The organism is Rhodanobacter sp. Col0626 (assembly GCF_049994385.1).
Classification (GTDB): domain Bacteria; phylum Pseudomonadota; class Gammaproteobacteria; order Xanthomonadales; family Rhodanobacteraceae; genus Rhodanobacter.
The window spans coordinates 1,399,006-1,415,582 of the sequence record NZ_CP188260.1 but is presented as its reverse complement, the minus strand read 5'-3'; the positions used below and the strand labels follow the sequence as shown (position 1 = coordinate 1,415,582).

At 64.6% G+C, this 16,577-nt stretch carries 15 protein-coding genes; 9 read left to right on the top strand and 6 right to left on the bottom strand.

Annotated elements, in window-relative coordinates; genetic code table 11:
* Positions 1–24 precede the first annotated feature (24 nt).
* On the top strand, positions 25–693 hold the full coding sequence (gene can, locus ACPPVV_RS05775; protein WP_426702511.1) for a carbonate dehydratase: 669 nt from the start codon (positions 25–27) through the stop codon (positions 691–693).
* On the top strand, positions 690–1,115 hold the full coding sequence (locus ACPPVV_RS05770) for a RidA family protein (protein WP_426702510.1): 426 nt from the start codon (positions 690–692) through the stop codon (positions 1,113–1,115). Before can ends, ACPPVV_RS05770 begins: the two co-directional genes overlap by 4 nt.
* Positions 1,116–1,173: 58 nt before the next feature.
* On the opposite strand, the gene hutG is transcribed toward ACPPVV_RS05770, so the two are convergent.
* Genes hutG through ACPPVV_RS05755 form a run of 3 tightly spaced genes read right to left on the bottom strand, consistent with a single transcriptional unit; the run spans position 1,174 to position 4,625 of the window.
* Positions 1,174–1,953 (bottom strand): N-formylglutamate deformylase, encoded by a 780-nt coding sequence (gene hutG, locus ACPPVV_RS05765; protein WP_426702509.1) that lies wholly within the window; start codon positions 1,951–1,953, stop codon positions 1,174–1,176.
* A 14-nt stretch (positions 1,954–1,967) separates the two neighbouring features.
* Positions 1,968–3,317, bottom strand: coding sequence for a glutathione-disulfide reductase (gorA, locus tag ACPPVV_RS05760; RefSeq protein WP_426702508.1), 1,350 nt, complete (start codon positions 3,315–3,317; stop codon positions 1,968–1,970).
* Between the two features lie 48 nt (positions 3,318–3,365).
* Complete coding sequence (locus ACPPVV_RS05755) at positions 3,366–4,625, bottom strand: NAD(P)/FAD-dependent oxidoreductase (protein ID WP_426702507.1); 1,260 nt, start codon at positions 4,623–4,625, stop codon at positions 3,366–3,368.
* 142 nt (positions 4,626–4,767) lie between these two features.
* On the opposite strand from ACPPVV_RS05755, the gene ACPPVV_RS05750 reads away from it, so the two are divergent.
* Positions 4,768–6,081 (top strand): hypothetical protein, encoded by a 1,314-nt coding sequence (locus ACPPVV_RS05750; protein WP_426702506.1) that lies wholly within the window; start codon positions 4,768–4,770, stop codon positions 6,079–6,081.
* Between the two features lie 153 nt (positions 6,082–6,234).
* Entirely contained in the window at positions 6,235–6,783 is a 549-nt protein-coding gene (locus tag ACPPVV_RS05745; RefSeq protein WP_426703179.1) for a C40 family peptidase, read from the top strand.
* Between the two features lie 124 nt (positions 6,784–6,907).
* On the opposite strand, the gene ACPPVV_RS05740 is transcribed toward ACPPVV_RS05745, so the two are convergent.
* Both ACPPVV_RS05740 and ACPPVV_RS05735 read right to left on the bottom strand, forming a co-directional pair.
* A complete protein-coding gene (locus ACPPVV_RS05740; RefSeq protein WP_426702505.1) occupies positions 6,908–7,393 on the bottom strand; it encodes an FKBP-type peptidyl-prolyl cis-trans isomerase in 486 nt (161 codons plus the stop codon).
* Positions 7,394–7,462: 69 nt separating this feature from the next.
* The gene (locus ACPPVV_RS05735) at positions 7,463–8,695 is read right to left on the bottom strand and encodes an MFS transporter (RefSeq protein ID WP_426702504.1); all 1,233 of its coding nucleotides are present in this window, start codon (positions 8,693–8,695) and stop codon (positions 7,463–7,465) included.
* 137 nt (positions 8,696–8,832) lie between these two features.
* Between ACPPVV_RS05735 and ACPPVV_RS05730 the strand changes: the two genes are divergently transcribed.
* Both ACPPVV_RS05730 and ACPPVV_RS05725 read left to right on the top strand, forming a co-directional pair.
* A complete protein-coding gene (locus ACPPVV_RS05730) occupies positions 8,833–9,486 on the top strand; it encodes a class I SAM-dependent methyltransferase (protein ID WP_426702503.1) in 654 nt (217 codons plus the stop codon).
* Positions 9,487–9,655: 169 nt separating this feature from the next.
* Positions 9,656–10,984 carry a DEAD/DEAH box helicase gene (locus tag ACPPVV_RS05725; protein WP_426702502.1) on the top strand — a complete coding sequence of 443 codons (1,329 nt, stop codon included), beginning with the start codon at positions 9,656–9,658 and terminating at the stop codon, positions 10,982–10,984.
* A gap of 69 nt (positions 10,985–11,053) precedes the next feature.
* Here the strand turns inward: ACPPVV_RS05725 and fghA are convergent, their stop codons facing one another.
* Entirely contained in the window at positions 11,054–11,902 is an 849-nt protein-coding gene (fghA, locus tag ACPPVV_RS05720) for an S-formylglutathione hydrolase (RefSeq protein ID WP_426702501.1), read from the bottom strand.
* A 159-nt stretch (positions 11,903–12,061) separates the two neighbouring features.
* Here fghA and ACPPVV_RS05715 point away from each other — a divergent pair, with 159 nt between their 5' ends.
* The 3 genes from ACPPVV_RS05715 (at position 12,062) to ACPPVV_RS05705 (ending at position 16,571) form a co-directional block, all read left to right on the top strand.
* Positions 12,062–13,978 (top strand): DEAD/DEAH box helicase, encoded by a 1,917-nt coding sequence (locus ACPPVV_RS05715; RefSeq protein WP_426702500.1) that lies wholly within the window; start codon positions 12,062–12,064, stop codon positions 13,976–13,978.
* Between the two features lie 80 nt (positions 13,979–14,058).
* Entirely contained in the window at positions 14,059–15,675 is a 1,617-nt protein-coding gene (locus ACPPVV_RS05710) for a sulfotransferase (RefSeq protein WP_426702499.1), read from the top strand.
* Positions 15,676–15,788: 113 nt separating this feature from the next.
* On the top strand, positions 15,789–16,571 hold the full coding sequence (locus tag ACPPVV_RS05705) for a dioxygenase (RefSeq protein ID WP_426702498.1): 783 nt from the start codon (positions 15,789–15,791) through the stop codon (positions 16,569–16,571).
* Positions 16,572–16,577 lie beyond the last annotated feature (6 nt).

Below are 16,577 nucleotides of genomic sequence, written 5' to 3'. Positions count from 1 at the left end.
AGCACCATAAGCGAGTACACGATCTTGACCAGTCCCCTGCAAGCATTGATCGACAGCAATCGCCGCTGGTCCGCCGCGGTGCGCGCGGAAGACCCGCACTTCTTCGAGCGCCTGGCCAAACAGCAGGCGCCGAAATACCTCTGGATCGGTTGTTCGGATTCCCGCGTGCCGGCCACACAGATCGTCGATCTGCCGCCGGGCGACATCTTCGTGCAGCGCAATGTCGCCAACGTGGTTTCGCATACCGACCTCAACTGCCTCAGCACGGTGCAGTTCGCCGTGGACATCCTCAAGGTCGAACACATCATCGTCGTCGGCCATTACGGCTGTGGCGGTGTTCAGGCGATACTGGACGAGCGTCGGCTTGGGTTGGTCGACAACTGGCTGCGCCATGTCGGCGATGTGGCAGAAAAACATTCGGCGATGCTCGCCTCGCTGGACCTGATGCAGCTGCGCAACAACCGGCTGTGCGAGCTCAACGCGATCGAACAGGTCTCCAACGTCTGCCACACCACCATGGTGATGGACGCGTGGGAACGCGGCCAGAAACTCTCGGTGCACGCGTGGTGCTACAGCCTCGACAACGGCCACGTGAACGATCTGGACATGCATGTCAATTCGCGCGAAACACTGCTGCCGGCGTACCACCACGCCATGCAGCGACTGGTTCAGCCGCCGCAGTCGAACCGGTGAGCGGAATAATCCGCACCGACAAGGCGCCTGCCCCGGTCGGGGCTTATCCGCATGCGCGACGGGTCGGTGACCTGCTGTTCCTGTCCGGCGTCGGTCCCCGCCAGCCAGGCAGCAATGCGATTCCCGGCAACGTCTACGATGCCGACGGAAGTCTCGTCGATTACGATATCGAAGCGCAGTGCCGACAGGTATTCGCCAACGTACGCGCCGTGCTGGAAGCCAGCGGGGCCCGTTGGACCGACCTGGTCGACGTCACCGTTTTCCTGACCAACATGCAGCGCGACTTCGCTGCATACAACCGGCTGTATGCCGAGCACTTCGCCGGCATCGACGCATGCCGCACGACGTTGGGTATCGATGCCTTGCCGACACCGATCGCGATCGAACTTAAATGCGTCGCCGCGCTACCGTCGACGCGCTGAGCGCATCCACGGCCGCGCATCCTGACCGCTGTCTTGCCGTGCCAGGCAGGCACAGCGCTCACTCCAGGCAGGCCTGCAGCAAACGCCCGATCAGTTCCTGCACCGCTGGTGCTTTCCCTTCGTCGTATTCGAAACTTTCCTCATCCATGTAGTTGAGCTGTGCCAGCTCCAGCTGGATGGCCTGCACGCCGGCCTCGGGTTTGCCGTAGTGACGGGTGATGTAGCCGCCCTTGAAGCGCCCGTTGATGGCCAGGCTGAACCGCGACTGCGAAGTCAGGCAGGTCTGCAGCCGGGCTTGCAGGATAGTGCCGCAACTCGCCCCCGCCGCCGTGCCGAGGTTGAAATCCGGCAGGCGGTCATCGAAGAGCATGGGCACGTGGCTGCGTATGGAATGGCCTTCCCACAACACTGCCCGGCCATGTTCGGCGGACAACCTCGCAAGCTCCTCCGCCAGGGCACGGTGATAAGGCTGCCAGAATTCGCCTATTCGCCGTTGTACCTCAGTGCTGTCCGGTTCGCTGCCGTCGCGATACAACGGTTCGCCGTCGAAACCGATCGTCGGCACCAGTCCGGTCTCGCGCTGGCCGGGGTACAGCGCATGACCGTCGGCGGGACGGTTGAGATCGATCACATAGCGCGACGCCAACGGTTTCAGCACGCTGGCGCCCAGGCTCTGCGCCAGCGGCTCATACAGCCGCCCCACATGCCAGTCGGTATCCGGCGAACGGCGCGCCGCCGGATGCATGCGCGCGCCAATGTCGTCGGGAATGAAACTACCGTCATGCGGCAGGCTGATCAACAGCGGCACGCGGCCGCGATGCAAGGTGAAGTTGGCCATGTCGGTCATTGTACTCAGCCCATCAACACGAGTTCTTCCGCCGAGGTCGGATGGATCGCCACGGTCGCGTCGAGATCGCGTTTGCGCACCCCGAGTTTCAGCGCGACCGCAAACCCCTGCAGCATTTCATCGGCGCCCGGCCCCAGTACGTGAATGCCGAGTACGCGTTCGTCGCTGCCCGAGCAAACCAGTTTCATAAGGCTCTGTCCCTGCGCCCCGGCCAGCGCCCACTGCATCGGCGTGAAGCGGCGGTGGTACACGGTGACCGCATCACCATGGCGTTCGCGCGCCTGTTCTTCGGTCAACCCGACCATGCCCAACGGCGGCTTGGAAAACACCACGCTGGGTATGTTCTCGTAGTCGAGTTTTGCTTCTGGCTGGCCACCAAAAAGACGATCCGCCAATTGTCGACCGGCCGCCACCGCCACCGGCGTCAACGCCTTGCGCGCCGTGACATCGCCAACCGCATGCACACCCGCCACCTTGGTGGCCTGCCAGGCATCGACCTGCACGTGACCGCGTGGGTCGGTATCTACGCCGATCGCATCGAGACCCAGGGCTTGTGTATTCGGCACACGCCCCACCGCCCATAGCAGAGCATCGTAGGGACCGCGCGAACCGGCCGCGGCATCGTCGAGCAGGATGCTGCCGTCGGCATCCCGATGCGCAGCCTGCACGGCACTGTGCAGGCTTGTCTGGATGCCCTGCATCTGCATTTGCCGCTGCAGCTCCTCGACCAGCTCGACGTCGAAATCCTCCAGCAGACGCTCATGCGCCAATACATCCACTTTGCTGCCGAACGCCTGCAGCAGGCCGGCGAACTCCACGGCGATGTAACCGCCGCCCACGATCGCCACGCGATGCGGCAATGCCTGCAGTGCGAAAATGTCATCGGAAACCATGCCCAGGCCAAAGCCGGGCAGATCCAGAGTGCGCGGACGTGCGCCCGTGGCAATCACGATCTGCTGCGCCGTGCATTGGCTGCCGTCGCTCAGTTCGATCGTGTCGGCCGCGACGAAACGGCCGGCCTGGCGAATCAGCTGCACGTTCATCGCTTGCAGCCGTTGCGCGTAACGTTGGTCGATGGCGTCGATATAGCGCCCGCGCACTTCGCGAAAGCGCTCCCAGTCCAGCGGCCCCGGCTGGGAGGCGAAGCCCACCGAGACCGCAAACTGCTGCGCCTGCGCCCATTGCGCCGCAAACCACAGCGCCTTCTTCGGCACGCAACCGCGGTGGACACAGGTGCCGCCGAGCGCGCCGGGTTCGAGCAAGGCAACCCGGGCGCCATGCTGTGCGGCGCGCATCGCGGTGGCCAGACCACCGGAACCGGCGCCGAGCACGATCAGATCATGACTTGTTGTCATCGAGACCTCTTCTGGGCAGATACAAGTTGAATCACTGCAGGTGGATCACTACAGATTGAATCGCGACGGCGCGTAAGGCGTGGCGTCGATCGTTGGCGTCTTGCCAGAAAGCATCGATGCGACCAGTTCGCCGGTGGCTGCCGACATGCTTACGCCGAGCATGCCATGTGCCGTCGCCAACCACAGGTTCGACCAACGGGTGCTGGGGCCGATGATCGGCACTTCATCCACGCTCATGGGCCGCCAGCCCCACCACTCTTCCTGCAGTTGGGGACCTTCCGGTTCATGCAGGCAGCTTGCTGCGCCACGACGCAGCGCGTCCAGGCGGGCGCGATTGAGGCCTTCCGAATAACCGGAAAACTCCATCGTGCTGCCGAGCCGATAACCGCTGTCCCAGGTGGTGACGCAAACCGACGCTTCACGCAGCACCATTGGGTGGCGCGGCGCCCGCGCCGGGCGGCTGTACGTCAGCGAATAGCCCTTGCCGGGTTGCATCGGCAGCCGCAGCCCCAGTGACTTTCCCAGCAAGGGCGACCACGCGCCCAGCGCCAACACGACCCGATCGCCCCGGAACACACCACGACTGCTGTGCACTTCAACGAGGCGACCGTCGGTGGCGCCGAAGCGTTCGATGCGCGCGCCGCTCTCGATCACGCCACCCCGCTCGATTACCCGCCGTGCCAGCTCGGCGGCATAGCGGTCCGGTCGCAGCCGTGCATCGCCCGGGTGGAACAGGCCGCCAGCCACGCCCGGTTTCAACGCCGGCTCCATCGCTTCGACCTCTTCGCCGCGAAGACGCTGCACGTCGATGCCAAGGCGCTGCAGCACGGCGACGTGATCGCGCTCATCGGCAAGCCGCCGCTGCTCCGTGCGATAGACATACAGCTCGCCCGCTTCGACGAATTCGCAATCGAGCTCTTCGTCATGCACCAGCTCGGTCAGCAATCGGCGCGAGCGCTGCAGGATCGCCCCACGCGCCGAGGCAGCGACGGCAAAGTCGCGCCAGTTGCATTGCCGCGCGAAACCCAGCAGCCAGCGCAAGCGCGGTCCGTCGAAACGCGGGTTGAGATACAACGGTGCGCTGGCACTGAACATCGAACGCAGCGCCAAGCCGACCATGCCCGGCATGGCCAGCGGCGGCGCGTGGCTCGGCGTGATCGTGCCGCAGTTGCCATGCGAACTGCCGCAACCGGGCGTGCCCTGTTCCAGCACGCGTACCCCGGCGCCGGCTTTCAGCAAGTACAGCGCGCACGCCAGGCCAATCACGCCGCCACCGAGAATCAATACGTCGTCGCGCGAAGCACTCATTCGCGTATTGTAGCCAGCCAGGGTGTCGCCTCCGACCTTCTGGCGCTTGCTTGACCGGGAGTTCGGAGGCACGCTTACTCCGAATCGTCCACAGGGGGACCTGGATATGTCGATCAGAACATCGTCCAAAGTAGTTTTCGTCATGCTTTGCCTGGTCGTCCTGCTGTTCCCGGTTGCCTTCGCGCAGACCTTCAGCCCGGCGGCGATCAGGATGTTCAACGAGCTGAAGCAGCAACCGAACGACCTGGCCCGCTACGTCTACCTGGTCAGTGCCATGCCGAAACTTCCGGTATCCGATCGTGCCATTGCGTTGCAGATGTTCGCGTCGAACGAAGACGAGCTGGGGCTTTACAACGAAGCACTGCGCGACTTTCCACTCAAGAGTCGCGCGCATGCCGGGATGGTGCTTCCGGCGCCCGCCGAATGGACGTCCGCCAACGCGGTCGAGGTCATCACGAAACTGGCGGCGGACCGACGCATCGTGATGGTGAACGAAGCTCACCACGACGCCCATACCCGTCAACTCACACTGGCCCTGTTGCCACGCCTGCGCGCGCTCGGCTTCGACTATTTCGCCGCCGAGGCCTTGAGTGATCGTGACACCGGGCTGATGCAGCGCGGCTATCCGACCACGGCGAGCGGCACCGAATACCTGCACGAGCCATCCTACGGCGACATTGTGCGCATGGCGATCAAACTGGGCTTCAAGCTCATCCCCTACGACACGGACCACGGCACGACACAGGAGCGCGAAATCGGGCAGGCCGACAACCTGTACCGCGAGGTATTTGCCAAGGACCCGGCGGCGCGCCTGTTTGTCCACGCCGGTTATGCGCATATCGACAAGGCGAAGGGACGCCTTGGCGATGTCCGGCCCATGGCCATGCTGTTGCAGCAACAGACCGGCATCGTGCCCCTGTCGATCGACCAGACCCAGTTTCGCGAACAGATTCCCAGCGAGCCGGATGGCTATCTGCAGTTGATCAAGGATTTTTCACCCACCGGCCCCACCGTGCTGGTCAGCCGCACCACCGGCAAGCCGTGGAGCGCCCGACCGGATCAGTACGACCTCAACGTGATCCTGCCGCCCTCTACCGGTCAGGGCGCGATCGAGAGTGGCTACACACAACCCTCCACCATCGTGCAGGACACGGTGCGCAGCCTCTCCATGCTGGCGCACTACGTCAACACCCAGCGTCCCGAATGGCTCACGCTGAACGACCAGCGCGTCCCGTACGGGATCAGTTCGAGACTGTGCAAAGTCACCACGCCCTGCGTCGTCGATGCGCATTACATCGACGAACCGGATGACGCCATTGCGGCGGACCGTTACGCCTTCATGCAGAACGACACCACGAGCAGGCTGTATTTGCGTCCGGGGCGTTATCGCCTGCGGGCCTGGGATGTCCGCGGCCGCACATTGTCCAGACAGGTCATTTCGATAGACAAGAATTGACCTCGGAACGACACGGCGACCGAGACCGATAAATCGCGGCCAGACAAAACATTCGTCCAATTACTGAGATCTTCCCTACAAGTCATTGATTTGATAACCTTCGAGGTGTACCCAGTCGAGGTGTAACCCATGCGCCGTGACCCAGCCTCATTGATGCCTCGGCCAAGGTTGCCGCACGTTTTGCGCCAGACGGTGGTTTGCACGGCGATCTTGTTGCTGGCCGCCTGCGCCGGCAGCCCGCACCGCCGTCAACCCACCTACAAGACCTCGCACTCGGCATTGGCCGCCCTGCCCCCACGTGCGCCTTCGGCGGCCAGCGCCGGCGAGGCAAACGATGTCCTGTTTCGCGCCATCGGTCTGGTCGGCACACCTTATCGCTGGGGTGGCAATACCCCAGCGGGTGGTTTCGATTGCAGCGGCCTGGTCGACTACATCTATCGCACCGCCACCGGCATCAAGCTGCCGCGTACCTCGCACGACATGTCTTCGATGGATGGCCGCAAGGTAAGCCGGATGACCCAGTTGGCCAGTGGCGACCTGGTCTTTTTCGACATCGGCGGCGCGATCAGCCACGTCGGTGTCTACGTCGGCAAGGGGCGTTTCGTGCACGCGCCGAACAGCGGTGGGACAGTGCGGCTGGATGATATCGACGGGCCGTTCTGGGGTGACCATTTTGCATATGGGAAGCGGGTGCTGGATTGAGGTAAGCCGTACCCTCTCCCCGCACGGATTCACTGCCGTCACGACTCCCCCCGGGGAGGAGAAGGCAAACGAATAACGGCGCCCGTGGGCGCCGTTATTCGTTTATGGCTTTATTGAAGCGCTCTCAGTGCGCTTCGGCGCCCGGCGCATGCGCGTGGCCGTGCTGGATTTCTTCTTCGGTAGCATCGCGCACGTCACCAATGGTCACGTCGAAATGCAGGCTCTTGCCGGCCATCGGGTGATTCAGGTCCACATCGATCGCGCTCATGCCGATCTTGTGCACCGTCACTGCGCGCTGACCACCGTCCTTCAGCTGCAGCACGGTGGTCATGCCCGGCTTGAGCCGGTTTGCCTGTGGAAAATACTTCTTGGACATGCGCTGGATCTGGCCCTCCTGACGCTCGCCGTAGGCATCGGCGGCCGCCACGTCCACCGACAGCGTGTCGCCGGCCTCATGCCCCTCAAGGGCCGTTTCCAGGCCGGGAATCAGCTGGCCGTGGCCGAGCAGGATCCACAGTTGTTCGTCGCGATCGTGCGAGCTTTCCACCTTTTCGCCATCTACCGTCAACGTGTAGTGGATTGCGATGACCTTGTCCTTGCCAGCCTTCATTGCCTGTCTCGTCGATGGGATCAAACAGCGGATTCTAGCAGCCCGTGATCTGCCGCATGGGTGTCCGGATCAGGCATTGTCGTGGGCAAAGCCCACGCCGCGGGCCTCCGGCCCCATCCATAACAGCAACGCCAGCAGCACGGCCACCAGCACCATCCACACCGACATGGCGAATGCGAAGTCGCCGCCGTGCTGCTGGGCCAGCCAGGTTTGCGCGGTGGCGGTAACCGCCGCCAGCAGGTTGCCCATCTGGTAGGCGAAGCCCGGCAAGGTGCCGCGCACGGCTGCCGGCGACAGCTCGTTCAGATGGGTCGGCACCACGCCCCAGGCGCCCTGCACCATCACCTGGATCAAAAATGCTCCCAGGCCCAGCAAGATCATCGAACCGCCATACATCCACAGCGGGATCACCGGAATCGCCAGCAACGCCGCGATCATCATCGCCTTGCGTCGACCGATGCGTTCGGACAACGCGCCAAAATACAGGCCACCGACCAACGCACCCAAATTCAGCAACGCCACCAGCACGAACGCCGTGGTCGAGCCGGTCGGGAGATGCAGATTCGTTTCTTCAAAGGTGTGATACATGTCCTGCGATCCATGGCTGAACATGTTGAACGCCATCATCAGCAGCATCAGGTAGATCGCCAGCTTCCAGTGCCCGCGCATGGCTTCCAGCAGGCCGGGGCGGCGGGCCGCCCGCTGTCCTTCCTGCCATACAGCCGACTCCGGCACCTTGCGGCGGATGTACAGCACCAGCAGCGCGGGAACCGCGCCCACCACGAACAAACCACGCCAGCCGATGTGGTCGACCAGCAACCAGTTGGCCAGCGCTGCAAGGAAGAAGCCCACCGGGTAGCCGCTCTGCAACAAACCCGACACCGCACCGCGCGCTTTCGCCGGTATCGACTCCATGGCCAGCGATGCACCGATGCCCCATTCACCGCCCATCGCGACGCCAAACATGAATCGCAGTACCAGCAGCATGGTGAGCGATGTCGAGAAGGCGGTGGCGAGCTCGAATACCGAAAACAGGATCACGTCGAGCATCAGGATCGGCCGCCGTCCGAAACGGTCGGCCAGTCGCCCGAACAACAACGCGCCCAGCGGGCGTGCGGCCAGGGTCAGGAACAGTGCATAGGTGATCTGCGCCGTACCCACCTCGAACTCCTTCGCCACCGTGACGATGACGAAGGTCAGCAGAAAATAATCGAACGCATCCAGCGTCCATCCGAGGAAACTTGCCAGCACGGTGTGGCGCTGGGTGGAATCGAGTTCACGCAGCGGCGCAAGCAATGACATCGGGATCTCCCTGGGTTCAAATCAAAAACTGCCCACTATCGTATGCCCGGACTCGCGGAAACGGGTGATGCCTGATGCACAACTTGCATGCAGCACATGATTTAGTCTGCAACGACTGCCCGAAACGCGGGACCCGGATGGACCGTCGCAGCCGAAAACGCATCGCAAATTTGTATGACAACCTGTTGCAGCGCGGCTATGTCAGAGGCAAGCTGGCTGGCGACCCGGTATATGCCGCCACCGCCGCGCTGCTCGGCGAGAGTTCGCTGCCATTGCTCGACATCGGCTGCGGCATCGGCCTGCTCGGACAATATCTAAACGCGCAAGGCCACGTCCGGCGATATCTCGGACTGGATCACGACCCGCGCAAGATCACCGCCGGAAGGCTGGCCGCGCAACGCGCCGGGCTCGATGACGTGATGAATCTGCAACATGCCGATGCCGCCGAACTGCCACCCGTCTATGGCAACGTCGCGTTGCTTGACGTGCTGCATTACCTGCCCGCCAGGCGGCAGTCGGCGCTGCTGCAATCCGCTGCCCGGCATCTGGCGCCGCGAGGCTGCCTGATCATCCGCAACGTGCTGCGTGAGGAAAGCTGGCGGTTCCATGCCACCCGGATCGAGGAATTCTTCCTGCATGCTTCGGGCTGGATTTCCGTCGCCCCTCAGCATTATCCAAGCGCCAACGAGCTGCGCGCACCGCTGGAGAACGCCGGGCTCGATGTGCGCATCGAGCCGCTGCATGGACACACGCCGTTCAACAGCTACCTGATCGTGGCGCGGCCGCATTAGCCACATTTCGCAGGGCCGTTCAGGTTCGTGGCCCGCACACGTACACCATCTCGCTGAATCGGCTATACTTCGCGGCGCAGTCGCCTCATGACTGCTGCGGCCTACCGCCGCCCCTTCCCCCTTAGTCTGCAACACGGTATCAACACTCCGGGTTGCTCAGGAGTGTTACATGTCTTTTGATTCGCTGGGCCTTGCGCCCGCGTTGCTGCGTGCGCTTGCCGATTACGGCTACACCACGCCTACCCCGATCCAGGCCGCCGCCATCCCGTCCGCACTGGAAGGCCACGACCTGCTCGCCGCCGCCCAGACCGGCACCGGCAAGACGGCCGCGTTCGCTCTGCCGTTGCTGCAGAAACTCTCGACCAGCGGTCAGACCATGACCCGTCGCCCGCGCGCGCTGGTGCTGACTCCAACCCGCGAACTGGCCGCCCAGGTGCATGAAAACCTGCGTGACTATGGCAAGCACATCCATGTCAGCGCCACCACCATCTTCGGCGGCGTCAGCATGGGCCCGCAAATCAATGCGTTGCGCCGTGGCGTGGACATCGTCATCGCCACCCCCGGTCGGCTGATGGACCACATGCAGCAGCGCACGCTGGATCTGTCCGCCGTGGAAACGCTGGTGCTGGACGAAGCCGACCGCATGCTGGACATGGGCTTCCTGCCGGCGCTGAAGCGCATCCTGCAGGCGCTGCCGAAGAAGCGTCAGACCCTGCTGTTCTCGGCCACCTTCGCGCCAGCGATCAAGGCGCTGGCGATGGATTTCATGCACAACCCGCGCGAGATCTCGGTCTCGGCACCCAACACCGTCACCACCCTGGTCAGCCACCAGGTGCACCCGGTCGACGCTGCGCGCAAGCGCGATCTGCTGCTGCACCTGCTGGCGGCTGACAGTCGCCGCCAATCGCTGGTATTCAGCCGCACCAAGCATGGCGCCGACAAGCTGGTCACGTTCTTGAATGCCTCCGGCCTGCGCAGTGCCGCAATCCACGGCAACAAGAGCCAGAACGCCCGCACGCGCGCCCTGAGCGATTTCAAGAGCGGTCGCGTCACCGTCCTGGTGGCCACCGACATCGCCGCCCGCGGCATCGACATCGAGCAGTTGCCGATCGTGATCAACTTCGATCTGCCGTCGGTCGCCGAGGACTACGTGCACCGGATCGGCCGCACTGGCCGCGCTGGCATGGAAGGTCTGGCGATCTCGCTGGTCAGTCACGATGAAAGCGGCCTGCTGTTCGACATCCGCAAGCTGCTGAAGCAGGACATCGCGATCACGCCGATCGCCGGTTACGAGCCGTCCGCTCCGCTGCGTCTGGATGCCGGCGCACCGCGCCCGAAACAGGGTGGCGGCGGCCAGCGTCAGCAGTCGCGTGCGCCGCGACAGGGCAAGCCCGCCGGCTCGGCCCGACCGAATGGCTATGCGCCGCAGGGTCGTGGCGACCACGCCGCCGGCAACCAGCGCCGTCGCTCGAATCAGCGTCCGGCCGCCAAGGCCTGAGCGATCAGCTCGGCAACACCCGACGTGGCGGCCTGATGGCCGCCACGTTTGTTTGGGGCAGCGGAAAATTCAGCGCAATCCCAACGCCGCCGCGTGATGACGCAGGTGATCGTCGATGAAACTGGCAATGAACCAGTAGCTGTGGTCGTAGCCGACATGCCGGCGCAGCAACAGCCCCTGCCCCGCCTCGGCACAGGCCTGGTCGAACAGCTCGGGTTTCAGTTGCAGCTCGAGGAAGGGGTCGGCCTCGCCCTGGTCGATCAGGATCGTGCCGCCGAAAGTCTGCTTTCTCACCAGTTCACAAGCGTCGTAGTCGGCCCAGGCAGCCGGATCGTCGCCGAGGTAGCGCGGCAGTGCCTTTTGGCCCCACGGCACCTGGCTGGGCGCCACGATGGGTGCGAACGCCGATACCGAACGATAGCGCTGCGGGTGTTTCAAAGCGATCGTCAACGCACCGTGGCCGCCCATCGAGTGCCCGCAAATGCCGCTGTGCGACGTATCGACTGGAAACTGCGCACCGACAAGCGCCGGCAGCTCGTCCGCCACGTAGCTGTGCATGCGAAAACGCCCTGACCAGGGTGCTTCGGTGGCATCGACATAGAATCCCGCGCCTTCGCCAAACTCCCAGTCGCCGGTCGCACCCTCGATACCGGTTGCGCGCGGGCTGGTGTCGGGCATCACCAGTACCAGGCCCAGCTCCGCGGCCAGCCGCTGCGCGCCGGCCTTGATCGTGGCGGTTTCCTCGGTGCAGGTGAGCCCGGCCAGGAAATACAGCACCGGACATAGCTGCCGCGTGGCCTGTGGTGGCTGATACACGGCAAAGCGCATCGGTCCGGCGCAGGTTTCCGAATGGTGGCTGTAAAAGCCTTGCACACCGCCATGCAGGCGCTGTTCGGCGATTGTTTCGAGCTTGCCCATCGTCGTCCTCAACCTTTCTTCAAGGCAACGCGAAGCATAACCGCGGGCGACGCCTGAATCGCGTTCAGCCGGAACTGCCACGCGCGGGCGCGCGGACTGGTAGAATGCGCGACTTGCGCCCCGCATTCCCGGTGCCGCTTCCCGTTCCTCGAGGTTCCCATGTCATCCCCCGTTTCCGACAACGCCCCGGTTCCGTCCGGTTTTGGCGCACTCGCGCTGCACCCCGACGTTCTGCGTGTCCTTGCCGACGTCGGCTATGAGTCACCATCGCCGATCCAGGCCGCCACCATTCCGCCGCTGCTGGAAGGCCGCGACGTGCTTGGCCAGGCGCAAACCGGTACCGGCAAGACCGCCGCGTTCGCGCTGCCGATCCTGTCGCGCATCACGCCGCGCGCCGGCAAGCCGCAGGCGCTGGTGCTGGCGCCCACGCGCGAACTGGCGATCCAGGTGGCCGAGGCGTTCCAGCGCTACGCCGCGCACATCCCCAGCTTCCAGGTGCTGCCGATCTATGGTGGCCAGAGCTACGGCCCGCAGCTGCATTCGCTCAAGCGCGGCGTGCACGTGGTGGTCGGTACGCCCGGTCGCGTCATCGATCACATGAACAAGGGCACGCTCGACCTGTCCGAACTGAAATACCTGGTGCTCGACGAAGCCGACGAAATGCTGCGCATGGGCTTCATCGACGACGTCGAGAAAGTGCTTCAGGCGACCCCGCCGGAACGCCAGGTGGCACTGTTCTCGGCGACCATGCCGTCGGTGATTCGCAAGATCGCGCAACGGCACCTGAAGGACCCGGTCGAGGTGACGATCAAGTCCTCGACCACCACCGCGCCGAACATCCGTCAGCGTTACTGGTTTGTCAGCGGCATGCACAAACTCGACGCGTTGACCCGCATCCTCGAAGCCGAACCGTTCGACGCGATGATCATCTTCGCGCGCACCAAACAGGCCACCGAGGAACTCGCCGGCAAGCTGCAGGCGCGCGGCCTGGCCGCCGCCGCGATCAACGGCGACATCGCGCAGGCGCAGCGCGAACGCGTGATCCAGCAGCTGAAAGACGGCAAGCTCGACATCCTGGTCGCCACCGACGTCGCCGCGCGCGGCCTCGACGTGGAGCGCATCAGCCACGTGTTCAATTACGACATCCCGTACGACACCGAAAGCTACGTGCACCGCATCGGTCGCACCGGCCGGGCTGGCCGCAGCGGCGAGGCGATCCTGTTCGTCAGCCCGCGCGAGCGCGGCATGCTGGGCGCGATCGAGCGTGCCACCCGCCAGCCGATCGAGCAGATGCAGTTGCCGTCGGTGGACGTGGTCAACGACGTGCGTATCGGCAAGTTCAAGCAGCGCATCAGCGACACGCTGGCGCAGGGCAGCCTGGGCGAATTCCAGAAGCTGATCGAGCAGTACGAGCAGGAACACAACGTGCCGGCGATCGAGATTGCCGCCGCGCTGGCGCGCATCGCCCAGGGCGATCAACCGCTGCTGCTGGCACCGCCGCCGAAGCGTGAAAAATACGAGCCGGCCTCGCGAGAGCGGGTCGAACGCGCCGCTCCGCGCGAACGCAGCAGCAACGAGCGGCGTCCGCCGCATGCGCGTGATACCGCTGGAGCCAGCCCTTCGCCGCGCGAGTCCAAGTCGCACGAACAGCGGCCACGCGAACATGCCGCGCACGAGAACGCACCACCGCGCGACTTCGGCCATCGCCCCGTTCGCGCGCATGCCACCGAGGAAGGCAAGCGCACGTATCGCATCGAAGTCGGCCATGAGCACGGCGTGAAGCCGGGCAACATCGTCGGCGCGATCGCCAACGAGGCCGGGCTGGAAAGCCAGTACATCGGCCGCCTCAGCATCCGCGACCACTACAGCCTGATCGACCTGCCCGACGGCATGCCATCGGAAGTGTTCGAGCATCTGAAAAAGGTCTGGGTGGTGCAGCAGCAGTTGCGCATCCACGAGTGGGACGGCACCGACACCGGCAGCAGCACGCCACCGGCGCACAAGCCGGCTGGTTTCAAGAAACCCGGTGGGTTCAAGCCGCGGCCCGGCGGTGGCAAGCCGCCTCGTCGCAAGTAAGCGCCTCGCTCGCGCCGCTCGATAAGCGACGACGCGACGACGTACCATCGGTGGCAACAAACTTGCCCTGAAGCCACCGCATGTCCCGTTCAAGTGCCGAACTTCATCCACCCGGCGGCGTCGAGCCGCGACTTGACGGCCTCGTCCCCGCTGCCGTGCAACAGTTGCAGGCGGCGGCACATGCCATTCGCGGCGGCGCCGAAGACGCAGCGAAACGGGCCCTGGACGCCGTGCTCGAACTGGCGCCGGAACACCCCGAAGCGTTGCGCGTTTACGGCATCCTGCACACGCGCGCGCAGCGTCATGCCGATGCCCAGGCCGTGCTGCAACGGTCCATCGCCCAATGGCCGGACTACGCGCTGGCCCATTCCGACCTGGGCAACGTGCAGCAGGCAACAGGTGACCTGGACGCCGCGTTCGCCAGCTGGCGACGCGCCTGTGCGCTGGCACCGGATGCACCGATGCCTTGGTTCAATCTCGGGCGCAACCTGCAATTGCAGGGCGATACCGCCGCCGCGATCGACGCCCTGGAGCGGGCGCATGCGCTGGCACCGGATTTCCTGCCCGCGGCGATCCTGCTCGGCGATGCGCTGGTCCATGCAGGCCGTTTCGACGCTGCCGAATTAGGTTACCGCGCAGCGCTTGCACTGCACCCGGCCTGTGGCGATGCCTGGCGCGGATTGGCGAACATCAAGACGCGCCCCCTGTCGAAAGCCGACCAGGAGCACCTGGCAGCGGCACTGCGCCGTTCCGACCTGGCTCCGACCGATCGCATCGCCATGGGTTTCGCGCTGGGCAAGGTGAGCGAGGACCACGGCTGTTACGAACAGGCCTTTGCCGCATTGAACGCGGCCAACGCGCAACTGCGCCAAATGGCGACATGGAACGCCGGCGCGTTCCATGTCCACGTCGAAGCCATGCTCGCTGCGACGACCCGATTGCCTGCACCCCTGGACCCGATGCTCGGTGCCGAAGTCATCTTCATCGTCGGATTGCCGCGCTCGGGCTCCACCCTGTTCGAGCAGATTCTCGCCGCCCATCCCGACGTCGAAGGCGCCAGCGAGCTGCCGGATCTGGAACAGGTACTGGGCGAGGAATCCTCGCGTCGTCGCCAACCGCTGCTGCAATGGATCGGCGCAGCGACGGCCGTTGACTGGCAACGACTGGGCCAGCGCTATCTCGAACGCACCGCGCACTGGCGACGGCACAAACAGCGACACACCGACAAACTGCCGTCGAACTGGCTGCTCGTTAGCGCGCTGGGTGCGATGTTGCCCGGCGCGCGCATCATCGACGCCCGACGCGATGCGCTGGAGGCTGGCTGGTCCTGCTACAAGCAGCAGTTCTACCGCCTGCCGCACTTCGCCTGCACACTCACCGACATCGCCGCCTACATTCGCGACTACGAACATGTGATGGACCGGTGGCAAATCGCCGAACCGCAACGCATCCGCATCCAGCGCTACGAGGCATTGCTGGCTGAGCCGGAATGCGAGATCCGCGCGCTGCTGGCATTCTGCGGATTGCCGTTCGATGCCGCGTGCCTGGACTACCAGCACGCCAAACGCAACGTGCGTACGGCCAGTGCGGCACAGGTGCGCCAGCCGCTGCAACGCGATACCGCACGTGCGGCGCACTATGGTGCGCTGCTTGATCCGCTGCGCTTCGGCCTGGGCTTGCCCACCCTCGCCCGATAGGGAAGCCGGCCCGGCTCGTTCCGCGTGGGCAACGCAGCGTTCGTGAGTTGCCCGCTGCAAACTGCCGAGGCAGTCCCATCACCAGGGGACCCGTATCCCATGGAGCACCGAGCGTGACCACCTTGCCCAGCTTGTACATTTCGCACGGCTCGCCGATGACCGCGTTGCAACCCGGCCTTACCGGTCAGCGACTGGCCGAACTGGCCACGTTGTTGCCGCGACCGAAAGCGATCGTGCTGGCCAGCGCGCACTGGCTGTCGCGTCAGCCGCAGGTGGGCGGTGCCGCGCAACCGGAAACCATCCACGATTTCCGCGGCTTTCCCGCACCGCTGTATCAGATGCGTTATCCCGCGCCCGGTGATCCGGCACTGGCCGAACACATGGCGCAATTGCTGGACCAGGCTGGTCTCGCGCCGACCATCCATCCCGAGCGTGGACTCGATCACGGCGCCTGGGTACCGCTGCGCCTGCTGTATCCGGATGCCGATATTCCGGTGGTTCCGATCTCGATCCAGCCCGAGCTCGGCCCTGCCCACCAGTACGCGCTGGGCCAGGCGCTGGCGCCGCTGCGCGATGCGGGCGTGCTGGTGATCGGTTCGGGCAGCATGACCCACAACCTGCACGACCTCGGCGCCGGCTTCAGCGACGAGCGACAGGCGCCGTACGTGAAACCGTTCATCGACTGGATCGAACAGAAACTCGCTGCCGGCAACATCGACGCACTGCTCGACTATCGGCGCCGGGCGCCGTTCGCCGAACGTGCACATCCCACTGACGAGCACTTGCTGCCACTGTTCGTCGCACTCGGTGCCGCAGGCGCTGACGCCCGTGCGCAACGGATCGACGCCGGCATCGACATGGGTTTGCTGGCGATGGACATCTATCGCTTCGATTGATCGACC